At 69.9% G+C, this 17366-nt stretch carries 17 protein-coding genes; 10 read left to right on the top strand and 7 right to left on the bottom strand.

Features of this window, described 5'->3' with window-relative positions:
- The first annotated feature begins 57 nt into the window (after positions 1–57).
- Together DM816_RS02820 and DM816_RS02815 are read left to right on the top strand one after the other, a co-directional pair.
- Positions 58–1491 (top strand): alkaline phosphatase PhoX, encoded by a 1434-nt coding sequence (locus DM816_RS02820; RefSeq protein WP_117208462.1) that lies wholly within the window; start codon positions 58–60, stop codon positions 1489–1491.
- Positions 1492–1539: 48 nt separating this feature from the next.
- The gene (locus DM816_RS02815; RefSeq protein ID WP_117208461.1) at positions 1540–1953 is read left to right on the top strand and encodes an NAD(P)H-binding protein; all 414 of its coding nucleotides are present in this window, start codon (positions 1540–1542) and stop codon (positions 1951–1953) included.
- Between the two features lie 4 nt (positions 1954–1957).
- Here the strand turns inward: DM816_RS02815 and DM816_RS02810 are convergent, their stop codons facing one another.
- Together DM816_RS02810 and DM816_RS02805 are read right to left on the bottom strand one after the other, a co-directional pair.
- A complete protein-coding gene (locus DM816_RS02810; RefSeq protein WP_117208460.1) occupies positions 1958–3046 on the bottom strand; it encodes a sensor histidine kinase in 1089 nt (362 codons plus the stop codon).
- Positions 3046–3711, bottom strand: coding sequence for a response regulator transcription factor (locus DM816_RS02805; RefSeq protein ID WP_117208501.1), 666 nt, complete (start codon positions 3709–3711; stop codon positions 3046–3048). Before DM816_RS02805 ends, DM816_RS02810 begins: the two co-directional genes overlap by 1 nt.
- A gap of 98 nt (positions 3712–3809) precedes the next feature.
- Between DM816_RS02805 and DM816_RS02800 the strand changes: the two genes are divergently transcribed.
- From DM816_RS02800 to DM816_RS02790, 3 genes are read left to right on the top strand one after another with little or no spacing between them, the layout of a single operon-like run.
- On the top strand, positions 3810–4715 hold the full coding sequence (locus DM816_RS02800; RefSeq protein ID WP_425455209.1) for an ABC transporter ATP-binding protein: 906 nt from the start codon (positions 3810–3812) through the stop codon (positions 4713–4715).
- On the top strand, positions 4712–6202 hold the full coding sequence (locus tag DM816_RS02795) for an ABC transporter permease subunit (protein WP_117208458.1): 1491 nt from the start codon (positions 4712–4714) through the stop codon (positions 6200–6202). Before DM816_RS02800 ends, DM816_RS02795 begins: the two co-directional genes overlap by 4 nt.
- Positions 6199–6957, top strand: coding sequence for an ABC transporter permease (locus DM816_RS02790; protein ID WP_117208457.1), 759 nt, complete (start codon positions 6199–6201; stop codon positions 6955–6957). The genes DM816_RS02795 and DM816_RS02790 overlap by 4 nt, the downstream gene beginning before the upstream one ends.
- Before the next feature lie 105 nt (positions 6958–7062).
- On the opposite strand, the gene DM816_RS02785 is transcribed toward DM816_RS02790, so the two are convergent.
- Entirely contained in the window at positions 7063–7917 is an 855-nt protein-coding gene (locus DM816_RS02785; protein WP_117208456.1) for a DUF2268 domain-containing putative Zn-dependent protease, read from the bottom strand.
- The gene (locus DM816_RS02780) at positions 7914–8720 is read right to left on the bottom strand and encodes a dihydrodipicolinate synthase family protein (protein ID WP_425455206.1); all 807 of its coding nucleotides are present in this window, start codon (positions 8718–8720) and stop codon (positions 7914–7916) included. The genes DM816_RS02785 and DM816_RS02780 overlap by 4 nt, the downstream gene beginning before the upstream one ends.
- Before the next feature lie 71 nt (positions 8721–8791).
- Here DM816_RS02780 and DM816_RS02775 point away from each other — a divergent pair, with 71 nt between their 5' ends.
- Entirely contained in the window at positions 8792–9661 is an 870-nt protein-coding gene (locus tag DM816_RS02775; RefSeq protein WP_117208455.1) for a LysR family transcriptional regulator, read from the top strand.
- 243 nt (positions 9662–9904) lie between these two features.
- Positions 9905–12850, top strand: a complete 2946-nt coding sequence (locus DM816_RS02770; protein WP_117208454.1) for a S8 family peptidase — start codon at positions 9905–9907, stop codon at positions 12848–12850.
- Here the strand turns inward: DM816_RS02770 and DM816_RS02765 are convergent.
- The 3 genes from DM816_RS02765 to DM816_RS02755 are packed head-to-tail and all read right to left on the bottom strand — an operon-like array spanning position 12750 to position 15325.
- A complete protein-coding gene (locus DM816_RS02765) occupies positions 12750–14024 on the bottom strand; it encodes an FAD-binding oxidoreductase (protein ID WP_117208453.1) in 1275 nt (424 codons plus the stop codon). The genes DM816_RS02770 and DM816_RS02765 overlap by 101 nt on opposite strands.
- A complete protein-coding gene (locus DM816_RS02760) occupies positions 13999–15105 on the bottom strand; it encodes a glycosyltransferase family 4 protein (protein WP_117208452.1) in 1107 nt (368 codons plus the stop codon). The genes DM816_RS02765 and DM816_RS02760 overlap by 26 nt, the downstream gene beginning before the upstream one ends.
- A 16-nt stretch (positions 15106–15121) precedes the next feature.
- On the bottom strand, positions 15122–15325 hold the full coding sequence (locus DM816_RS02755) for a DUF6158 family protein (RefSeq protein WP_162907035.1): 204 nt from the start codon (positions 15323–15325) through the stop codon (positions 15122–15124).
- A gap of 142 nt (positions 15326–15467) precedes the next feature.
- Between DM816_RS02755 and DM816_RS02750 the strand changes: the two genes are divergently transcribed.
- The 3 genes from DM816_RS02750 to DM816_RS02740 all read left to right on the top strand — a co-directional run bounded on the left by DM816_RS02750 (position 15468) and on the right by DM816_RS02740 (position 17214).
- On the top strand, positions 15468–15890 hold the full coding sequence (locus DM816_RS02750) for a DUF350 domain-containing protein (RefSeq protein WP_117208450.1): 423 nt from the start codon (positions 15468–15470) through the stop codon (positions 15888–15890).
- 74 nt (positions 15891–15964) lie between these two features.
- Positions 15965–16282 (top strand): ArsR/SmtB family transcription factor, encoded by a 318-nt coding sequence (locus DM816_RS02745; protein ID WP_117208449.1) that lies wholly within the window; start codon positions 15965–15967, stop codon positions 16280–16282.
- Positions 16282–17214: a cation diffusion facilitator family transporter gene (locus DM816_RS02740; protein WP_117208448.1), complete on the top strand. Its 933-nt coding sequence runs from the start codon at positions 16282–16284 to the stop codon at positions 17212–17214. The genes DM816_RS02745 and DM816_RS02740 overlap by 1 nt, the downstream gene beginning before the upstream one ends.
- Positions 17215–17366 lie beyond the last annotated feature (152 nt).

Raw genomic sequence — 17366 nt, 5'->3', positions numbered from 1 at the left:
CCGGACACGCCAAAAGCACGGCTTCGCTTGAACGGAGTCTTCAGCAGGAGAGCGCTGATGAGGGGCGCGGCCGCCGGGGCCTTACTCGGCGGCCCGCTCGCGGGTTTTGCCGCACGTGCGGCGCACGCTTCGCCCTCTTCCGATGGTTTCGATCCGGTGCTCGGGCCGGTGCCCGATCTGCGCGACGGGCAGGTGCGGCTGTGGCTGCCCGACGGCTTCCAATATCGGTCCTTCCACGACACCGAGGCCCCCGTCACCTTGGACGATGGGACCAGGCTGCCCGGACGGCACGACGGCATGGCCGCGTTCCAGGGGCGGGACGGCTCGATCGTGCTGGTGCGCAACCACGAGGTGAACGGGCCGGGCGCGGCGTTCGGGCCGGGCACGCCCTATGACGCGATGGCGCGCGGTGGCACGACCACCGTGCGGGTCACCAAGCAAGGTGAGGTGCTCGAGTCGTACACGAGCCTCAATGGGACGCAGATGAACTGCTCGGGCGGGCCGATGCCCTGGCGCAGCTGGATCACTTGCGAGGAGACGGTCAACGGGCCGGACGTGGGGGCCGACTTCACGGGTGTGCCCAACACGTCGCTGCGGCAGCGGCACGGGTTCATCTTCGAGGTGCCCGCCAGTGGACAGTCGGATCGCCAGCCGATCACCGCGGCCGGGCGGTTCGCCCACGAATCCGTGGCCTTCGACCCACGGGAGGGCGATCTCTACCTGACCGAGGACAACTTCGGATTCGCTTCAGGATTTTATCGGTACCGGCCGAAGCGCCACCCGATGCGGGCGGGCAGACTGGAGGACGGGGGCCGGTTGCAGATGCTCGCCGTGCGCGGCATGCCCAACGCGGAGCTGGCCGCCCAGCAGGAGCCCGATGCGCGCTACCGGGTCGAGTGGGTGGACATCGACGATCCGGCGCCCAGTTTTCCTTACACACCGGGCCAACCCGCGCCCACCACGAACGATCAGGCGCTGACCCATGTGGGCAACCAGGGCCGTTCGCTTGGCGCCGCGCATTTCTCGCGGCTGGAGGGCGCGGTCTACGAGGACGGCGTCGTGTACTTCACCTCGACCCAGGGCGGAGGCGCGCCGGAGGCCGGGCCGGGCCCGATCGCCGACGGATACGGAAACGGCAGCGGCCAGATTTGGGCCTACCACATCCGCTCACGCACGCTGAAGCTGGCCTATCAGTCGCCGGGTCCGGATACGCTGGACCTGCCCGACAACATCACCACGTCGCCGCGCGGGACGTTGGTGGTGTGCGAGGACAACGTGAACGACAACTACGTGCGTGGGCTGACGCGCAACGGGCGGCTGTTCAACATCGCGCTGAACCGGCTGCGCAGCAGCGGCGGGGCGGACCGGTCCAACGACGAGTTCGCCGGTTCGACGTTCAGCCCGGACGGGCACACCCTGTTCGTCAACATCCAGGCGGGCGCGGGCATGACGTTCGCCATCTGGGGACCGTGGAAAAAGATCGGGGTCTGAGCACGCTTAGGAGCAAACCGTTCCTAATAGACCCCTGACGTTGCGGGCATGACGATCCTTGTTACCGGAGCCACCGGAAATGTCGGCCGCAACGTCGTGAAGCACCTTGTCGCGGGCGGGCACGCCGTGCGTGCCCTCTCGCGCGACCCCCAAAACGCCCGTCTTCCGGAGCGCGTCGAGGTGGTGGCGGGCGACCTTTCGCTGCCCGTGCCGGACAAGGAGGCCGCGATCGCGGCGGCGATCGGCGAACCGATCGAGTTCGTGGAGCTGTCGGAGGCCGAGGCGCGGGCGAAGTGGGCGGCCGAGGGCCTGCCGCCGGAGGTCATCGAGTTTTTCGTGATGGCGCACGGCAATCCGCCGGAGGCGGCCTGGACCGTGCTGCCGACCGTCGAGCAGATCACGGGCCGGCCGGCGCTGTCGCTTGTGGACTGGGCGGCCGAGCACGCCCATCTGTTCCGTTGACTCCCTAGCGGAAGAAGCAGACCTCGATGTCGAGCCCGCCATCGGGGCGGGCCCGCGGGGTCAGCGTCGCGCCGTGCGCGTTGGCGATGGCACGCACGATGGCCAGGCCCAGGCCGTGCCCGTCGGTGTGCCGCAGGCGTTGGGCGCCAAGACGTTGGAAGGGCTGGAAGAGTTGCGCGAGGGCACCGGCCGGTACCACCGGGCCGGTGTTGCGCACCCGCAGGCGAGCCTGTCCGAGGCCACCAAACGTGCTCACCTCGACGCTTCCCCCGGGCACGTTGTGCCGCAAGGCGTTGTCCACGAGATTGGCCACCAAACTCTCCACGAGGCTGTGGTCACCGGCCGTGTGCGCGGGCGCCAGATCGGTATGGACCCGGACGCCGCGCCGCCGCGCCTCGTTCAACCGTCCATTCACGACGGCGCCGGCAATGGCGGCCAGGTCGAACGGCTCGCGCCGCTCGACGCCCTGCTCGCTGCTCGCCAGGGTGAGCAGGGCGTTGATGAGCCGTTCCTGCGACTCACCGAGCGCCAGCACCTCGCGGCACACCGCGCGTAGCGTGTCGGCGTTGCCGTCCGGGTCGGCCAACGCCACCTGAAGGAGGGTGCGCTCGGCGGTCAGCGGGGTGCGCAATTCGTGCGAGGCGTTGGCGACGAAGTGCCGTTGCGACTCGAAGGAGGCTTCGAGCCGCTCGAAAAGGTCGTCCAGGGTCGCCGCGAGCACCGTGAACTCGTCGTTGTGCCCGGTGCGGCCCAGCCGCCGGTGCAGGTTGTTGGCGGAGATGTCGCGTGCGGTGGCGGTGATGGTGCGCAGTGGGCGCAGGAACCTCCCGGCGATGAGCCAGCCGAGCACGACCGCCACCACCACCATGACGGCCAGGCCCACGGCGGTGGCGGTCAGCACCGGGGCCAGGTCGGTGGTGGACTCCTCGACGTGTGTGCCGCCGGGAGGGGGCGACCAGGAGCCGTCCAGTGGCCCGGCGGGCGCCGACTCGCTGGTCTGCAGGATCGGGACGGCGACCAGCGCCACCCCGGACAGGAGGAAGGGGACCGCATAGAGCAGGGTCAGTTGGGAACGCAGCGCGAGCCGCGGCATCACGGCTCTCCGATCCGGTAACCGGCCTCGCGCACGGTATGGATGATCGGAGGTTCGCCGAGTTTGGCGCGCAAGCGCTTGACGGTGGTCTTGACCGCCGTGGTGAACGGGTCTGCCGCCTCGTCCCACACCCGTTCCAGCAACTCCTCGGTGGACACCAGCCGCCCGTCCGCGGCCAGCAGGCACTCCAGGACGGCGAACTCCTTGGGGCTCAAGTCAAGCCGGAGCCCGGCCCGGGTCGCGACGCGGCGGGTGGGATCCAGCGTCAGGTCTGCGCGCTGCAGAATCGGCGGCAACGCCGCCGTGCTGCGCCTGCCGAGCGCGCGGATGCGGGCGACCAGCTCATCGAAGTCGAACGGCTTGGGCAGGTAATCGTCGGCGCCAAGACCCAGGCCGTCGATCCGCTGCCGCACCGTGCCGGCCGCCGTGAGCATCAGCACCCGGCTGTGCCCGCCGTGGTCGAAGGCTATCCGCCGGCACACCTCATCGCCGTGAACGCCCGGAATGTCGCGATCCAGCACCACCACGTCATATCGGGTGGTCGTCACGCGCTCGAGCGCGCCGTCGCCGTCGAGCACCACATCCACCGCCATGCCTTCACGGCGCAGACCGGTGGCGATGGTCCGGGCCAGGATCTCGAAGTCCTCCACGACAAGCACACGCACCCACCAAAGATGCCAGGTGAAAGGTGTCAGCGAGGTGTCATCCGGCGACACCGTGCTGACACCGCCCGCCGCGTACAAACGAAAACATGAACAAGACGATCATCGCCGTCGACGGATTGCGCAAGCGCTTCGGGCGCACCGTCGCGCTCGACGGCATGTCCTTCACCGTCCAGCCCGGCCGAGTCACGGGGTTCGTCGGCCCCAACGGCGCGGGCAAGACCACCACCATGCGGGTGATCCTCGGCCTGGACGCACCCGACTCGGGGACCGCGCTCATCGGCGGCCAGCCGTACCGCGCCCTGCGCCGCCCGCTGTGCCACGTCGGTTCCCTGCTGGACGCGGGTGCGTTGCAGCCCAGCCGGACCGCACGCAACCACCTGTTGTGGCTGGCCCACTCGCAGGGCCTGACCGCCCGCCGGGTCGACGAGGTGCTCGAGGGCGCGGGCCTGACGACCGTGGCCCGGCGCCGGGCCGGCGGATTCTCCCTCGGCATGCGCCAACGGCTCGGCCTCGCGGCCGCGCTGCTGGGCGACCCGCCGGTGCTCGTGCTGGACGAGCCGTTCAACGGCATGGATCCCGAAGGCATCATCTGGATGCGTGGCTTCCTCAAAACCCTTGCCGCCCAAGGGCGTGCGGTCCTGGTTTCCAGCCATCTGATGAGCGAACTGCAGGATACCGCCGACCATGTCGTGGTGGTCGGGCGCGGCCGGGTCATCGCCGACGCGAGCGTCGTGCAACTGCTGGCCGCCACGGCCAACGGGCGGGTCACGTTGCGCACCGATTCGGCAAGGGCAGCAACGGTTCTGGCCGACGCGGGCGGGACCGTGGCGGCGGCCGGCGTTGGCGTGCTGAGCGTCTCCGGGCTGGCCACCGATGCGGTGGTGGCGCTGATGAACGCGAACGGGATCGGGTTTTCGGAGGTGTCCGCGCACCGGGCCACGCTCGAAGAGGCCTATCTTGAGCTGACCCGCGACGCCGTGGAGTTCAAGGCGGTATCGCGATGAGGGCGCTTATTCAGGCGGAGTGGACGAAGTTTCGCACCGTACCCGGCTGGGTGATCGGCATGGCGATCGGCGGTGTCCTGATCGTGGCGTTCGGGCTGCTGCCGGGGATCCAGGGCTCGTGCGGCCAGCCCGGCTCGGGCTCGGAGTGCGTGCTGCCGGTCGGGCCGGAGGGGCAGGAGGTGAGCGACGGCTTCATGTTTGTCCACCGGCCGCTGAGCGGCGACGGCAGCATCACGGCGCGCGTGGCCTCGATGACCGGCATGCTGCCGCCCGGCCCCAACGACGACAAGATGCGCGAGGGCGTGGCGCCGTGGGCGAAGGCGGGCCTGCTCATCAAGGACGGCACCACGCAGGGATCGGCCTACGCCGCTGTCATGCTCACCGGCGCACACGGCGTGCGGCTGCAACACAACTTCGTGCACGACAAGGCCGGCAAGCCCGGCCCGCCGGGGTCGGCGCGCTGGCTAAGGCTGACCCGTACCAAAGAAAAAATCACGGCTGAGGAGTCGGCCGACGGCACCACCTGGACCACCGTCGGCACCGTCACTCTCGCCGGGCTGCCCCAGACCGTGCAGATCGGCCTGTTCGTCACCTCCCCGCAGCATGCCGAGGGGGCCAATGAGTCGCTCGGGTCGTTCGGCTCCTACGGCGGGCCGACCATGGCCACGGCGGTCTTCGACCACGTGACGCCGGTGGGATCGTTGACCGGCACCAGGATCGGCGGCCCCGCCAACAAGTACGCCGATGAGCTGGGCGGGTTCGAGGAGACCGGCGAGGGCGTGTTCACCATCACCGGCACCGGCGACATCGCCCCCGCGGTCGGCGGTCCGGCCGGCATCGGCGCCAGCATCTCCGACACATTGCTGGGCACGTTCGCCGGGCTGATCATGGTAGTGGTGATCTCGACGATGTTCGTCACCGCCGAGTACCGCCGCGGCATGATGCGCACGACGCTTGCCGCGAGCCCGCGCCGGGGCCGCGTGTTGGTCGCGAAGGCGGCGGTGGTCGGGGCGGTGTCGTTTGTGGTCGGTGTCCTCGCCGCCGCGGTGGTCATCACGCTGGGCCAGAAGGTATTGCGGGACAACGGGGCCTATGTGCATCTCGCGTCGACCGCGACCGAGCTGCGGGTCATCGTGGGCACCGGGGTTTTGCTCGGCGTGACCGCGATGCTGGCGGTCGGGCTCGGTGCGCTGCTGCGGCGCGGCACGACCGCCGTCACCGTGGCGATCGTCACCACCGCGCTGCCCTACCTGCTGGTGATGAGCGTGCTTCCGCCGACGGCCGGCCAGTGGCTGCTGCGGATCGCCCCTGCGGCGGCGTTTTCGATGCAGCAGAGCCTTGTTGAGTACGAACAGGTCGCCAACCTTTACCTCCCGGTCGACGGATACTTCCCGTTGTCGCCCTTGGCCGGGGGCGCCGTGCTCGCCGGGTGGGCCGTGGCAGCCCTCGTTGCAGCCGCCTGCTTCTTGCGCCGGAGGGACGCATGATTGGGGCGCTGCGGTCGGAGTGGACGAAGCTGCGCACCTCGCCCGGCACGATCTGGCTGCTGCTCGCGGTGGTCGTGGCGACCGTCGCGGTCAGTGCGGCCGCGGTCGCCGGCACCACGTGCCGCTGGGGCGGATGCGACGTGGACCCGGCCAGGCTCGCCCTGACCGGCGTGCAACTGGGCCAGGCCGTCGCGGCGATCCTGGCCGTGCTGGTGATCGGCGGGGAGTACGGCACGGGGATGCACCGGATCACGCTCACCGCAGTGCCCCGGCGCGGCGTCGTGCTCGTCGCCAAAGCCGTCGTGGTGAGCGCGGTCATCGTGGCGGCCTCGGCCGCCGCCGTCGCGGGCAGCCTGCTCGCGACCCGCCCCCTCTTGCGCCGCAACGGTTTGCCGGCACTGTCCATGGACGACGGTGGGGCGGTCCGCGCTGCGGTCGGCTCGGTGCTCTATCTCACGCTCGTCGCGCTGCTCGCCCTGGGCGTGGCCACCGCGGTGCGCCACTCGGCCGCGGCGATTGGTGCCGTGCTCGGCCTGCTGTATCTGTTTCCCATCATGGCCCAGGCGGTTTCGGACGAGAAGTGGCAGCGGTACCTGACAAAGCTCGGGCCCATGACGGCCGGCCTGACCATCCAGGCCACCAAACACCTGACCGAACTGCCCATCGCACCGTGGAAAGGACTCGGCGTGCTCGCCGTCTGGTCGGTAGGCTGCCTGCTGGCCGGCGGGGCACTGCTGGTCAGACGGGACGCCTGACCCGATCACGTCAGCCTGGGCTCCGCCACCGTGGTGGCGGAGCCCAGGCTGATCATGAAGTTAACGCAACCACACGCCGCGCCGAACATGGACGTAAGTTCATGATCAACGGGACAGGGTGGCGGCGAGGATTTCCTTGCTGGGTAGGGCTGTGCTGGCTGCGGCGGTGAGGCCCGAAGCGGCCAGGTGGGCGTCGACGAGGTGCAGGCCCACGGCGTAGCCCGCCATGTCCGGGATCCCGCGTGGGTCCCGCCCGAACTTGCGCGCGGACGTGTCACCGAGCACATAGGACAGTGTGTGCTGCATGCCTTCCAGCCAGATGTCGCGCGTGGTGATTTCATAGGCCCGGTCGAATGCCTCGCCCGTGACCATGCCCGACCACGGGCCCATCGCCTGCGGCCCGGACAGCTCACGCACAAACGCCTCCGCCAGGCCCTCGGCCACCACGTGCTCGCCGACCGTGACGTGCACGGGATCCCACGTCACGTTGCTGTAGCGCGCCTGGTGGTGGAACTCGTGCACCGCGCAGTGCTCGATGCGGTTGACGACCTCGTCGCTTGGCCACGCCAGCAGATAGATCCAGCCGGGCACGCTGCCCATGCCGTAGTAGCCACCGGCTGTGGTCATGAGGTGGCTGTCGTCCGGGTTTCCGAGGACGAGCAGGACCTGGACCTGTTCCGGCAGCTTGACGTGAGCCAGGGCGTCGGCCGCGCGGTGCAGGGCCGACTCGATGCGCTCCTCGATGCCGGACAGGCGATCCAGCGCGGGCCCGTATCGTGCGTCGTCCTGGTCCACGCGGAATCCGCCACCCCCATGGTGCAGGTCGACCGGGTCGCCGGGGACGGGAACGTGGGCGTACATCGGCTGGAGCAGGTCGCGCAGCGCGGCCGGGCGCTGGTCGAGCGGCAGGCCGATCAGCCGCCGCATGCCGGAGATGGTTTCGTGGACCTTCACTTTCATGTGCTCGACGCTAAAGACTCCCGCAGCGGGAGGGTCAAGTTGCTTTTCGCGGCCGGCAGGAGGGGCAGCCGGACGTCGGGGGTGGGGATGCGGCCCTGCGCGTGCAGCACGCCCTTGATGACCGTGGGATTGGGCTCGGCGAACAGCGCACTCGACAGCCGCGCCAGCCGGTGCCCAAGCTCCCGCGACGGCGCGCTGACGAGCTCGGCGAATTGGGCCGTGGCAATGTGCGCGGACGCGAGGATGCCGCCATGCGCGCCGAGCGCGAGCATGGGCGCCAGGAAGAGGTCGTCTCCGCAGAGCATCTGGAAAGGCGGGTCGGCCAGCAGCGCGATGGTGTCGGCGTCGATCCCACCGGGGGCGTACTTCATGCCCACCACGCCGGGGATTTCCGCCAGGCGGCGGATCGCGGCCGCCGAGAGCGGCTGCCCTGTCCGATATGGGACGTGATAAATGATTAGCGGTACCGGGCTAGCCTCCGCGAGCGCATCGAAGTACGCGATGACACCCGCCTCGCCCGGACGCACAAACGGTGGCACCAGGGCGAGAGCGGCAGTGGCATCGGCATGCTCCACGCCCGCGCCGACGATCAGGTGTGCGCGCCGCGACACGCACACGCCCGCGATGAGGTCAACCACGGTCCGCTTCTCCGAGTCGCTCAGCGAGCCCGGCTCGGCGGTCGTGCCCAGCGCCACGATTCCCGCCGCGCCCGACGCCAAGACCTCGTTTGCCAGCGCCTCAAGCGCGTCGTAGGCCACGGCGCCCGTGGCATCGAAAGGGGTGATGAGAGGGACATGCAACATGCCTCCAGCGTCCAGCCCGCACGACCGTAAGGTCCAGTTCACATTTCTCATCCCGAGCGTAAGCTGAGCTAATGCTCGACGTGCATCGATTGCGCCTGCTGTGCGACCTGTCCCGCCTCGGCACCATCGCGGCCGTGGCGCAGGCGCACAACTACACCCCGTCGGCCGTGTCCCAGCAACTGTCCATATTGGAGCGCGAGGCGCGCATGCCCCTACTGGAGCGCACCGGCCGCCGAGTCAGGCTGACCGCGGCCGGGCGCATGCTCGTGCAGCACGCCGAGGTCGTGATCGCCGCGCTGGAGCAGACGTCGGCCGCGCTCGCCTCGATGGCCACGCTGTCCGGCCCGCTGCGCATCGGCGCCTTCCCGACCGCTGTGCGCACGCTGCTGCCCGCGGCGCTGGTCGCACTCGGCCGCGATCACCCGGGGCTGGAACTGATGGTGACCGAGCTCGACCCGGTCGGCGTGCCGGGCGCGCTGCGCGAGCGCCGGCTGGACGTGGGGCTGCTGCAGGATTACGACGTCGCGCCCGACCCGCCGGACTCCCGCCTGGACTCCGTGCCGCTGCTGGAGGAGACCGTCTATCTGGCCGCGCAAGACTCCGGCGCACTCGGCGATTTCCGTGACGCCCTTTGGATTCTGGCCACGCCCGGCACGCTGTGCCACACCATGACGCTGCACGTGTGCCGCTCGGCGGGCTTCGTGCCGAGGGCCCGGCACCACGCCGACGACTTCGCCACCGTGCTCGCCCTGGTCGCCGCCGGGCAGGGCGTGTCGCTCGTGCCCGAGCTCGCCACCGAGCACCCGCCCAAGGGCGTGCGGCTGACGCCGCTGCCCGTGCGGCGCCGGACGCGGATCGCATACCGCCAGGGCGGAGCCACTCACCCGGCCGTCGTCGCCTTCGCGTCGGCGATGCGGGCCGTCATTGACGCACGCGGCTAGCGCTCCGGCTTATTGCTGAGCAGCCGGCCAGACACTCAGCATGGCTGAACGAAGGCGACTCCCGCGCTGTTGTACCAGACGCGGGGAGCCTGCCAACCATGGGCCGGGCCGCCCGCGTGGTGGGCTGACCGCCAACCGCATCTGGCATGCGAGCTAGGCCGCAAGCAGCGTTGACGAGCGCGGCCGCCGCCACCATGCTGAATGGCAGTCCGCTGACGAACTTCGATCCCCCAGGTGGATGCGATGAAGCGCCTGCTTGCCGTGTTGCTGCTGATCACCCTGACCCCACCGGCCTCGGCGAGCGCGGCGGACCGCCCCTCCCCCGCCGGCCCATCGACCACGGTCACGCTCATCACCGGCGACCGGGTGATGCTGCGCGCCGGCCGGGTGGCGATCGAATCGAAGCGGTCGGGCGTGTCGTTCCAGACGACTCGCATCGGCGGCGCGATCCGGGTCGTGCCAAGCGATGTGGCCCATCTGATCGGCAAGCGCCTCGACCCGCAACTGTTCGACATCAGCGTGCTTGCCCGCTACGGCGACGGCGCGGTGCCCGTCATCACCAACGGCCGCGCCCGCGCGACCCTGTCTAACAGGCTCCTCCACGAGGATGTCTGGCTTGACGCGCCGGTGCGTGCCGACCGCATAGACCAGACACCGGGCAACATCGAGCAGATCGAAGCCCCGGCAGCGTGGCCCGGAGGGCTTACCGGGCAAGGGGTTCGCGTCGCCGTCCTCGACACCGGCATCGACGCCACCCATCCCGACCTCGCCGGGCGGGTCGCCGAGTCGGCCAACTTCACCGACAGTCCGACCGTCGCGGACCTGTATGGCCACGGCACGCACGTCGCCTCGATCGCCGCCGGGCGCAGGGGCGTGGCGCCGGGCGCGACCCTGCTGTCCGCCAAGGTCTTGGGCGACGACGGCACGGGCACGCTCTCCGACGTCATCGAGGGCATCGAATGGGCGGTGACACGCGGTGCCCAGGTGGTCAACCTGAGCCTGAGCTCAGACACGCCAAGCACCGGGCAGGACCCGCTCAGCCGCGCGGTCAACGAGCTGTCCAAGGCGGGCACGCTGTTCATCGCGAGCGCGGGCAATCGCGGGCCGGGCGCGAGCACCGTCGGCGCACCGGGCGCCGCCGACGAGGCCCTTACCGTTGGCGCAGTGGACAGCCGAGACCGGCTCGCCGACTTCTCCAGCCGTGGGCCGCGCACGGGTGACTACGCCATCAAGCCCGACATCGTCGCGCCGGGTGTGGACATCGTCGGCGCGCGAGCCCGTGACACCGCGCTGGGCCGGCCGTTGGGCAGGCACTACACCCGCCTCAGCGGCACGTCCATGGCCGCACCGCACGTGGCGGGCGGCGCGGCCCTGCTGGCGCAGCACCGTCCACAGTGGACCGGTGCGATGCTCAAATCCGCGCTCATGGGCACGGCCGACCAAGTGGGCGCGGTCTTCGACACGGGCGCCGGGCGGCTCGACCTGGCCCGCGTCATCGACCAGACGATCATCGCACAGCGGCCCGCTATCGGCCTGGGGTTCGTGCCCTACCCGCCTACGGGCATAAGGCAGCAGGAGCTCACGCTGCGCAACACCGGTCAAACCACCGTGACTGTCGATCTGCGCACCGAAACGGTCACGGCCGCCCCGGCCCGGCTGACCATCCCTGCCGGGGCAAGCGCCACAGCGGTCGTGTCAGCGGACGTCACGCAAAACGGCGGCGCGGTCCGGGCCGGTGGACTGCGCGTGCCCGTGGGCTGGTTCAAGGAGCCGGCGAAACACCTGCTGCACATCCGTGCCAACGACCGGCTCGGGTCGTCCAAAGTGGAGACCCTGGCCACGGTCATCAACCTGCGCGAGATCTCGGCGGGCCCGCCCGACCCGGTGCTGCTGGTCGACGGCGCCGCGACGGTTCGCGTGCCGCCGGGGTTTTACGCCGTCACGGCGGCGGTCCCGACGGTCGAGGAGGGCATCCCCGACCCGGACGACGATCCGGTGGTCACGTCCGTGTCCATCGTGACCGTCGCGGAGACGGCGGTGTTCGCCGACACCGAGGTGGTGCTCGACGCACGCACGGCCAAGCCCGTCTCGGCGACCGTTGAGGGCGAGGAGACTACCCCGGTGGACGTCCAGATGTTCGTGGCGGCAACGGATCGCGACGATGACCAGTTCGCGCTGGGCTACGCCACCAGCGCGCAGGATGTCATCGAGGGCAAGCTTTTCGTGTCGCCCACCCGTGCCCCACGCAACGGGCGCCTGGAGCTTTCGTCCAAGTGGCGGCTCAACGGCGTCTCGTCAACATACGACCTGCTGTTCGCCGGGCCGTCCTTTCCCGACTCGCCGGCCTATTCCGCGCGGCGGCGCGACCTGACCGCCGTGTCCACCACCTATCGCACCGCCGGGCCGCGGCTGGACTTTTCGGACGGGCGCTTCGCCTACACCGAGATCAATCCGGTCAGTGTCGCCATTTTTCAGGGGGTACCGCCCGCGCCCACGCACCGGCACGAATACGTCACCACCGACCGGAGCTGGCACTGGCATCAGTGCGTCAACCTGGCCACGCCGGAGGGCGAGGGCGTCGGCTCCTACTGCCAGCCGGAGCTGACCCGCACCCACAGCTGGCTCACGGCGCCGCTGCGCACCCGGGTGGGTGTCTTCCGCACTCCGACGCAGCTGCAGTTCGGCATGGACGACCTCGCGGACGGGCCCAACACGGGCTCGCTGTCGGGGCACACGTTGGACCATCGCGCATATGCCCTGTACCGCAACGGAATCCGCATCGCCGAGGGCACCGAGGCGTTCGGCAGCGTCACGGTGCCCAAGGGCCCGGCAACCTTCCGGCTCGACCGCGTGGTGCAACCGCGCCCCGGCCTGCTCGCGATTTCGAGCCGGGTCGAATCCAGCTGGACCTTCACCGACCCGGAGTCGCTTGTGGACATCGCCATCAGCGCACCGGTCGATGAGCGCAACACGCTCCCGTCCGGTGTCCCGATCCGCCTTGACATCAACGTGGACGGGGGTCGCCTGGACTCGCTCGAACTGTCCTTTGACGACGGTCGTACCTGGACGGTCGTCACGGGCCGGACCGTCACGCTGCCACCGGGTGCGGTGTCGCTGCGAGCCGCGGCCTCCGGCCGGCACGCAAGCCACGCGACACAGACCGTGCTGCGCGCGTTTCTTGTGCGGTAGTGCGCGGATCGATGTTGTGGGTCATGCCGAAGAAGTTGTCCGGGTCGTAGAACCGCTTGGCCGCCACGAGCCGGCGATAGTTGTCGGCGGTGTAGGCCCTGCGGGTCTGCGTCGGGTCGCCGAGGAAGTTCAGGAACGCGCCGCCCTCACCGCTGAGCCCCACCGCCGACGCGGATGCGGCGTTGTCCACGATGACGGAGAACGGCATGGTGCGATGCCCGACCGCGCTCTGCGAAGCCGACATGGCGCCCGCCCAGTGCCGCACCTCCACGGTCGCGTCCGTGATATCGGCCAGCGACGTGGGCACCGCCTTGAAGTAGTCGAAGTAGCGGGCCGCGGTGCCGCCCATCGCCGCGTCCGCGTAACGCATCTGGCGCATGTCCGACGCCACCGGACGACCGGCCACCCTCCACAGTGGACGCAGCAGCCGCTTGGCTGAGGCGGCCGGGCCCGTATACATGGCCTTGATGACCAGCTCGTCGCCGCGCAGCACGACGGCAGTGCTCATCGAGTCAGGCACGCCGGCAGCCCAGTCGCTATACGCCGCAAGGGTTTCGGCGGCGTTGTCGCGCGAGAAGGACACGGTACCGGCAACGACAGAAGGAATTTCAAAGAGCTGGAATTCGAGGGCCGTCACGACACCGTAGTTGCCGCCGCCGCCCATCAGCGCCCAGAACAGATCGGGGTATTGGTCACGCCCGGCCACGACGACGCGCCCGTCGGCGAGCACGACCTCCGCCCGCAGCACACTGTCGGCGGCAAACCCGTGCCTGCGGGCCAGCCACCCCATGCCCCCACCCACGGTATACCCGACCACGCCCACGTCCTTGGACGACCCCGAAAGCGGGGCCAACCCGAACGGCGCAGCCGCCTCAAGCACCGCACCCCACCGGGCACCGGCACCCACCCGCGCCACGCGCCGCACCGGATCGACCAGCACGGTCCCCATGGCCGACGTCTTCAACAGCAGCGCGCCGTCGGCCGCCACGTGGGTGCCGTGCCCGGTCGACTGCACCGCGAACGGCAGGCCCGCCCCCCGGGCCGTCAGCACGGCCCGGCGCACATCCTGTGCGTTGAACGCCTCGACCACCATCGCCGGGCGCGGGTCAAGGTCGGCGCGCAGCGGCTTGCGGTGTGCTTCGTATCCGTCAGAACCTGGCAAGTACGTATTCATGCTCGGTTAGACGATGCCGGCCCGCGAAACTCATCGCTGTTCCGTAGGCGGCCTCGTAACCGACGGCCAGCTGCTCGGCCGAGAAGTTCTCCACGACGTGCCAGCGGCACGCGTGCGGGTTGATCTCGCCAACCCGCTGCAAAGCCGGAACAAGCTCGGACGGATCGTCGAGCACGAATCCGGTGACGCCGTCCACCACGACCTCGGGCACCGACCCGGCACGCAGCGCCACGACCGGCGTCCCGCACGCCATCGCCTCGATCATCACCATGCCGAACGGTTCCTCCCATTGCACGGGGAACAGCAGGCAGCGCGCCCCGGCCAGGAGTTCGCGCTTGGCCACGGCGTCGGCCTCACCCACGTAGGTGTCGCGGGCGCCGAGCCGGGGCCGGATCTCGCGCTCGAAGTAGGCCCGCTCGCGCGGCTCTGCGCACTTGCCCGCCAGCACGAGCGGCAAACCGGCCTCGTGCGCGGCGTCCAGCGCGAGATGCGGGCCCTTGTCCGGGTCGAACCGGCCGAGAAACAGCGCATAGTCCTCTTTGGACGCGCGGAACGGCCAGGTCTGCACGCGCAACGCGTTGTGCACGGTGCCGACCCAGTTGAGGCCGGGCGCCAGGTGGCGCTGCCGGTCGCTGATCGCGACCAGGTGCACGTCCCGGCCGAGCAGGGCGAAGAGCCGCTGCCGCGCCGGGTCGACCGGCCCGTGCATGGTGACGACCGTGGGCAGGCGCAGCGCGCCGTACGCGGGCGCGTTGAGCGGGCCCGCCAACGTGTGATCATGCACGACGTCCAGCCCATCGGCGCACGCGAGCTGCTGCACGGCCCGCAGGCTCGCGGCCGCGTGCAGCACCTCGGGCAGCGGATGCCCCAGGCCTTCGGGAATGGTTTTCTCCCAGACCGGCAGGTACCGCGCTCGCGTGTGGCATTGCCCCGCCCCGATGAGCGTGACCCTGTGACCGCGCTCCACGAGCGCATCGGCCAGATCGGCGACGACCGCCTCCACCCCGCCGTAGGCGGCTGGCGGCACGCTGAAGTAAGGCGGTGCCACCAGCGCCACGCGCAGGCTCTGATGGTTGCTCATGCCCCCCGGCTACCCATTACCAAGGCCATTTAGCCCTGGCGTCTGGATACCTGCGCAGATATTCCGCGTCCAGGTCGGCCAGGCGGGCCTGGAGCACGGCTCGCTGCTCGGGCAGGCAATGATCTCGCACGGCCGCTTCCACCTGATGGGTGGTGACGAGCTCCTGGCGCAGTTGGGAGTCGTCAAGCTGAGCAGCCGGGATCAACAAGGAGGTAAACACGCCTGCATGCCTTTCGAGCTTCTGGAAGGGACCACGGGGGCTACCCCACATCGGCGGCGGATATTCACGCCGGGCCGAAAAAATTTTGAGCGGTCGGAAAGCAGTCTTCTGACTTGACAGGTTCCGGTAACGTTCCCGCCTTATGAGCGACATTCTCCCGGGCATGGTCAACGCCACGATCTTCGCGGCGGTCGGGCTGGTGCTCCTGCTGCTTGGCTTCGTTCTGGTCGACATCCTGACGCCCGGAGCGCTGCGGCAGCAGATCTGGGTGGACCGCAACCGCAACGCGGCCCTCTATCTTTCCTCTTCTTTACTCGGTACCGGTGGGATCGTCTTCACGTCCATCCTGACCACCTATTCCGACCTGACCGTCGGGCTCATTTCGACCGTCGCGTTCGGGCTGCTGGGCCTGGCGCTCAAGGCCGCCGCGTTCTGGATCGTCGATGTGCTGACCCCCGGGCGGCTCGGCGAGATGCTGGTCGACACCGAGTCGCACCCGGCGGTCTGGGTCTCGTCGGCCGCCAACCTCGCGATCTCGGCGATCGTCTGTGCCTCGATCTCGTAGCCGTGCGGTGATTCTGGGAACCGTTGTCATGTTCATATTTGGGTGAATTCAGTCAAACCTGTATTGTTTGCCGGGTGAAGACGCTCCAGGTCGCAACGAACGGGCAGGTGCTGGCACGGTTCGGGCACGCGCTGTCCGATCCCACGCGCGCACGGCTCCTGCTTGCCCTGCGCGAGGGCCCCGCCTATCCCGCGGAGCTGGCCGACCTGCTCAGTGTGTCCCGGCAAAACCTCTCCAATCATCTGGCCTGCCTTCGCGGGTGCGGATTGGTCGTGTCGGTGCCCGAGGGCAGGCGCTCGCGCTACGAGCTCGCCGACCCGCGCCTGGCCCACGCCCTGGGCGACCTGCTGGGCGTCGTGCTGGCGGTCGACCCGCACCACGAGGACCACTGATGCATGACCACGACCACGGCATCGACCACCACGCCGATCGACGCTGGCTGGCCGTGGCGCTCATCGCGATCGGTGCATTCATGGCCGTCGAGGTGGGCGCGGGCATCGCGGCCCGGTCGCTGGCGCTGATTTCCGATGCCGCACACATGCTCACCGACGCGGCCGCGATCGCGCTCGCACTGGTGGCCATGCGCCTTGCCGCCAAGCCTGCCAAGGGCTCCTACACCTACGGGCTCAAGCGCGCCGAAATCCTGTCGGCCCAACTCAACGGCGTGAGCCTGCTGGTGCTCGCGGCGTGGCTGGCCTACGAGGCGGTGCAGCGGCTCATCGCCCCGCCACAGGTGACCGGCTGGATCGTGATTGTCACCGGCCTCGCGGGCCTGGGCATCAACGCGCTCGCGGCATGGGCCATCGGCAAGGCCAACCGCACGAGCCTCAACGTGCAGGGCGCATACCAGCACGTGCTCATGGACGCGTTCGCCTCACTGGCGGCCGTGGCCGCCGGTGCCGCCGTCGCACTGACCGGATTCAACCGGGCCGACGCCATCGCCACGCTCATCGTCGTGGTGCTCATGCTCCGGGCAGGCTGGCAGCTGCTGCGCGACTCCACCCGCATCCTGCTGGAGGCCGCACCCGCGGGGCTGGACCCGGACGAGGTGGGCCAGCGACTGCTCGACGACCGCGCCGTGGTCGAGGTGCACGACCTGCACCTGTGGCTGATCACCTCCGGGCAGCCGGCCCTGTCGGCGCACGTGCTGGTCAACGAGCAGGCCGACTGCCACGCGGTGCGGGTCGGGCTGGAACGCCTGCTGGCCGACGACTTTCACATCCACCACGCCACACTGCAGGTCGACCACTGCTCCGAACACGACAGCACACCGATCACCGAGAAGCACTGCGCCCAGCCCCACGGCGTCGTGCACCGCCGCTGACGGCCGGGCTCACCACCCGCACTCCCCACCAACCGGCGGCCGGCCTCGCCGCCCACCGCCGCTGACGGCCGGGCTCACCACCCGCACTCCCCACCAACCGGCGGCCGGGCCTGGCCGCCCACCGCCGCTGACGGCCGGGGCAATCGCCCGCG

The sequence above is a fragment of the Allorhizocola rhizosphaerae genome, assembly GCF_003426775.1.
Classification (GTDB): domain Bacteria; phylum Actinomycetota; class Actinomycetes; order Mycobacteriales; family Micromonosporaceae; genus Allorhizocola; species Allorhizocola rhizosphaerae.
Note: the sequence above shows the minus strand (reverse complement) of the source record. Positions and strands in the feature narration are given on the sequence as shown.

Excerpts from the sequence above, each read along its gene's own strand:
- DM816_RS02810 (WP_117208460.1), bottom strand. The coding sequence starts at position 3,046 with ATGCCGCGGCTCGCGCTGCGTTCCCAACTGACCCTGCTCTATGCGGTC.
- DM816_RS02750 (WP_117208450.1), top strand. The coding sequence starts at position 15,468 with ATGAGCGACATTCTCCCGGGCATGGTCAACGCCACGATCTTCGCGGCG.
- DM816_RS02770 (WP_117208454.1), top strand. The coding sequence starts at position 9,905 with ATGAAGCGCCTGCTTGCCGTGTTGCTGCTGATCACCCTGACCCCACCG.
- DM816_RS02820 (WP_117208462.1), top strand. The coding sequence starts at position 58 with ATGAGGGGCGCGGCCGCCGGGGCCTTACTCGGCGGCCCGCTCGCGGGT.
- DM816_RS02795 (WP_117208458.1), top strand. The coding sequence starts at position 4,712 with ATGAGGGCGCTTATTCAGGCGGAGTGGACGAAGTTTCGCACCGTACCC.
- DM816_RS02785 (WP_117208456.1), bottom strand. The coding sequence starts at position 7,917 with ATGAAAGTGAAGGTCCACGAAACCATCTCCGGCATGCGGCGGCTGATC.
- DM816_RS02815 (WP_117208461.1), top strand. The coding sequence starts at position 1,540 with ATGACGATCCTTGTTACCGGAGCCACCGGAAATGTCGGCCGCAACGTC.
- DM816_RS02780 (WP_425455206.1), bottom strand. The coding sequence starts at position 8,720 with ATGTTGCATGTCCCTCTCATCACCCCTTTCGATGCCACGGGCGCCGTG.
- DM816_RS02790 (WP_117208457.1), top strand. The coding sequence starts at position 6,199 with ATGATTGGGGCGCTGCGGTCGGAGTGGACGAAGCTGCGCACCTCGCCC.
- DM816_RS02760 (WP_117208452.1), bottom strand. The coding sequence starts at position 15,105 with ATGAGCAACCATCAGAGCCTGCGCGTGGCGCTGGTGGCACCGCCTTAC.
- DM816_RS02765 (WP_117208453.1), bottom strand. The coding sequence starts at position 14,024 with ATGAATACGTACTTGCCAGGTTCTGACGGATACGAAGCACACCGCAAG.
- DM816_RS02740 (WP_117208448.1), top strand. The coding sequence starts at position 16,282 with ATGCATGACCACGACCACGGCATCGACCACCACGCCGATCGACGCTGG.
- DM816_RS02775 (WP_117208455.1), top strand. The coding sequence starts at position 8,792 with ATGCTCGACGTGCATCGATTGCGCCTGCTGTGCGACCTGTCCCGCCTC.